Below are 4,129 nucleotides of genomic sequence, written 5' to 3' on the forward strand. Positions count from 1 at the left end.
GGGCGAACCCGGTTTCACTCCGCAAATCCGCCTTGGAGTGATCCATGAGCGCTTCACGAAGCGAGCCCGATAAATCGCCCTCCCAAACGCCCTCGACAATGCCGAGCTTGAAGAAGCTCGGCACACCGGGCGCAAAGACCGCCGATGTCGCGCACAAGGACTCCAGGCGTTCCAATGGAATCTGCGTAATGCGGCTCATGGCGGGAAGGTTCATCACGTAGATAAGCGCCTCCGGTAACGCATATGTCCGATCGGCAATCATTCCGGCCGCCAGGAATCCACCTGAAATCGCCTGATCGTAGACAAGGCTCAACACCTGATGACCGCGCGCTCGCGCGACCTCAAGACACTTTGCGAGATGCGCGAGATAGCCATTGTTCGCGAGCAACTCGTCCCGACGCGACAGGCGCTGTCCAGCGTTGTCGACGAGCAAGAGAATGGGCATGCCCGGCTTTTCCTGTATCACACGCAGCACGTGAGCGGCAAGCTTCAACGCCGTCTCCACGCCAATCGCGGCGTGTCCGGTCGTACCGATCAACGCGATGTCTCGCCCGTCCAACCGGCCCAGGCCGTGGACAACATCCGCGTTGACCGTCACATCGTGTCCTGCGGGGAAAAGCGCGTTCAACAGGTCAGCTAATTTCATGAGCGCTCCCAGTGCGTGATTGCGCAACGGCTTCCTGGAACTGTTCGAGCTCGAGTGACGGAATCATTTCCGGGTTCGCAACACCGAGCGCGGCCCAGATATCGACCGCGTCTTCGCATTCGCCAAATCGCTCGATGCGCTCGGTCAACCGCGCATGCACCGCAACGACCGCGTCAAGATCGAACGCGACAGGGCGTCGCAGGAATGCCGCCGCCGCTTCCTTGAACGAAGGGAGATCGTCGTCGACAAGCCGATCGATCTCACCAAGCAGGTAGCGATGCTTTCCTCCCATCGTGCGCCACACCAGCGCGCGGTCCTTCGCGTCGAACTCTTCCACGCCGCGCGCTGTTTCGATGACTTCGGGTCCCGACACTGACAAACGGGCCAGCTCGCTCATGATGATGGCATCACAGCAGGGCGCGACGATGCCCATGCCGCCATAGCAGCCGTTACCGCCGCCGATCAGCACGACTACCGGAACCCTGGCATGGCGCGCGTCGAACACTGCGCGCTGGATTTCCGAAATCGCGACAAGCCCGGCATTCGCTTCGTGCAGCCGCACGCCGCCTGTTTCAAGCAGCAGCAGCACCGCCGCAGGCTTTTCCAGCGCGGCACGCTTGAGCATCCCCGTCAGCTTCGCACCATGAATCTCGCCGACGGCGCCGCCCATGAAACGCCCTTCCTGTGCTGCGACAAAGATCCGCTCGCCCTTCAGCCGCCCTTCTCCAATTACGATGCCGTCATCGAAAGACACCGGCACATCGAGCGCCTCCAGATGCGGGCTTGTCAGGCGCGCCCGCGGGTCGAGCCATTCGATGAAACTGTCGTCGTCGCACATGCCATGCGCGCGCGCCCGCGCCGTCGACTCGAGATAGCTCCGCCGCAATGCGCTGGCGGCGAACAGGTCTTTGGCATTCATGCGGTCCCCTCGTCAAGTGTTCGCGCCGCCTGGGCGAGTCGCAGGTTCACCACGGCCGGCGTCGCGCCGCTGTCGTTGATCGTGATGCGCGTGTTGGCCAGCGCCCGGGCGGAGACGAAGCTCTGCGCCACGGCGCTCCAGGTCCTCTCAAAGCCCTGTACGGACGTGCGAATGATGACCTCGCATCGTCCGCCGAGCTCTTCACGCTCCACAAGGACTTCCAGATCGCCCGACGCCACCACCCCGGCAATGGCATAGACGCCGCTGTTGCTCGCCGTCAGACCGTCATAAGCAAATCGCAACTGCTCCATTTCGATACTCCAATAGTTTTTCCGGACTGCTTACCAGTTTCGAAAGCGTCGTGGCGGGTCGTACAACCCGTTCGACCATTGCACGAGATCCTTGATCGAGCGTGCCGCGAGGAGGTCGCGCGTGGCGTGCAGCGGATTGACGCCAAGGTCCTCGGGTCGCTGGATGACGCCGCGATCCCGCAGATTCTCGACTGCCTGACGATCACGCCCCAGACCCACTGGCGTAAAGCCGCTTATGCCGCGAATGGCTTGCTCGCGCTCTTGCGGACTGCGACACAGCAACAGGTTGGCAATGCCATCCTCGGTCACGAGGTGCGTGACATCGTCGCCATAGACCATGACAGGCGGCAGTTCCATACCGAAACGATCCATCAGGTCCCATGCGTCGAGCCGCTCCACGAAGGTCGGCTGCATCTTCTCCCCGAAGGTCTCGACGATCTGCACGACCAGCTTGCGCCCGCGCGGCATGGCGCCCGCGTGGGAAGCTTCACGGCCAGCCTTAAGCCACGCTTCGCTGGTATGACGACGCGCCCGGGAATCACAGCCGAAATTCGGTGCACCGCCAAAGCCCGTCATCCGGCTCTTGGTCGCCGTCGAACTGTTTCCTTGAAGATCTATCTGCAACGTCGAGCCGATGAACAGGTCGGAATAGTGGCCCGCGAGCTGACAGAAGATGCGATTCGAACGCAAGCTTCCGTCGGGACCCGTGTAAAAAATATCAGGGCGCGCTGCCACATAGTTTTCCATACCCAGTTCGGAGCCCGCCGAATGGATTGACTGGATAAAACCCGATTCAATCGCCGGAATCAACGTCGGGCATGGATTGACCGACATGTAATTGCAGATCTTGCCGCGCAGTCCAAGGCTCTCGGCATAGGTAGGCAGAAGAAGCTCAATGGCAGCCGTGTCGAAACCAATGCCATGGTTCAGCCTGGTCACGCCGTATTGCGCGTAGATGCCCTTGATGACCATCATCGCCATCAGGATCTGGATCTCGGTGATCGCGGCCGGATCTCGCGTAAAGATCGGTTCGATGTAATGCGCCTTCGGCGAGCGCACCACGAAGTTCACCCAGTCCGCTGGAACATCGACGCGTGGAAGTGTGTCGACCATTTCGTTGACCTGTGCAATGACAATGCCGTTCTTGAATGCCGTTGCTTCAACAATAGCCGGCGTGTCTTCCGTGTTGGGTCCTGTGTACAGGTTGCCGTGACGATCGGCGCTCTGCGCAGCAATAAAACTCACGCGCGGCGTCAGATCACAAAAGTAGCGGCCATACAGTTCGAGATAGGTATGGATCGCGCCGATCTTGATCTTCCCCTGCTCCACCAGGTTCGCCATGCGCACGCCTTGCGGTCCCGAGTAGGAGAAATCGAGCTTGCGTGCGATGCCCTTCTCGAACACGTCCAGATGCTGAGGTAATGCGATGTTCGACTGCACGATGTGCAGGTCGTGGATGAGTGCTGGATTCACCTTTGCAAGGCAAGCGGAGAGAAAATCCGCGTGCTTTTGATTATCGCCTTCAATGCAAACCCGGTCTTCGGGTTCCAGCACTGCCTCAAGGAGTCGCACCATCGCCTCCGGTGCGATCAGCTTCCCCTCAACGACCGTGCCGGCGCGTTCGAGCCGTGCCGACTTGCTCAGAGCCAGGCGGTTCCACTGCCCTTGGACATCCCGCTTCATGAGTTTTCCCTTGGTTTTGGCATTCCGTCTGCAACCGGCAGTGCAAAATCGGACACACATCTGCTCGGCAACTTATATGTCACTGATATTTATCAATGACGAGTGTACCTAAGTCACATCGTCGGTCAAACGATGTTTACCCTAGAATTGGAAGCACAAAGGGGACTGATTAGCGGACAGAAAGCGCGTCGCCGGTTTCTTCAATCGCGCGGCGAGCGAAGCGCTCTGCGCTATCAAGCAAGCGATCGCTGGCGTGCGCGGCGGCATCGGGGTCACCACTTGCAATGGCCGCAGCAAGGGCCGCATGCAACGTGGCGGATTCAACCAGAATCTCAGCGTCTCGCGAGCGCTGAAACCAGAAACGGCGCGACGGCCCCTGCATGAGCCGCATTGCGCCTACAACGAATTCATTTCCACAGATGGAAAGACAGAGTTCGTTGAACGACTTGTCTGCATGAACGAAAAGCAAGACGTCCGGACGTGTAGCGGCGGTCTGAAAGTCGGCGGACAGCGCCCGCAGCGTGGCTTTTGCAGCTGCATCACATTGTCGCGCGATGAGGCGCACCATCA

The 4,129-nt window shown here is 59.9% G+C and carries 5 protein-coding genes; all 5 read right to left on the reverse strand.

Features of this window, described 5'->3' with window-relative positions:
- The coding region (locus tag JWR14_RS18680) for a biotin-independent malonate decarboxylase subunit gamma (protein ID WP_299709660.1) at window positions 1-646 on the reverse strand (646 nt) is incomplete at its 3' end.
- The gene (locus JWR14_RS18685; protein WP_299709662.1) at window positions 633-1,565 is read right to left on the reverse strand and encodes a biotin-independent malonate decarboxylase subunit beta; all 933 of its coding nucleotides are present in this window, start codon (window positions 1,563-1,565) and stop codon (window positions 633-635) included. The genes JWR14_RS18685 and JWR14_RS18680, both read right to left, overlap by 14 nt.
- On the reverse strand, window positions 1,562-1,876 hold the full coding sequence (gene mdcC, locus JWR14_RS18690; RefSeq protein WP_299709664.1) for a malonate decarboxylase acyl carrier protein: 315 nt from the start codon (window positions 1,874-1,876) through the stop codon (window positions 1,562-1,564). Before mdcC ends, JWR14_RS18685 begins: the two co-directional genes overlap by 4 nt.
- 30 nt (window positions 1,877-1,906) lie before the next feature.
- Complete coding sequence (gene mdcA, locus JWR14_RS18695) at window positions 1,907-3,559, reverse strand: malonate decarboxylase subunit alpha (RefSeq protein ID WP_299709666.1); 1,653 nt, start codon at window positions 3,557-3,559, stop codon at window positions 1,907-1,909.
- A gap of 169 nt (window positions 3,560-3,728) precedes the next feature.
- A partial coding sequence (locus JWR14_RS18700) for an FCD domain-containing protein (RefSeq protein ID WP_299709668.1) occupies window positions 3,729-4,129 on the reverse strand: 401 nt, incomplete at its 5' end.

The sequence above is a fragment of the Caballeronia sp. genome (assembly GCF_028292365.1).
GTDB lineage: Bacteria > Pseudomonadota > Gammaproteobacteria > Burkholderiales > Burkholderiaceae > Caballeronia.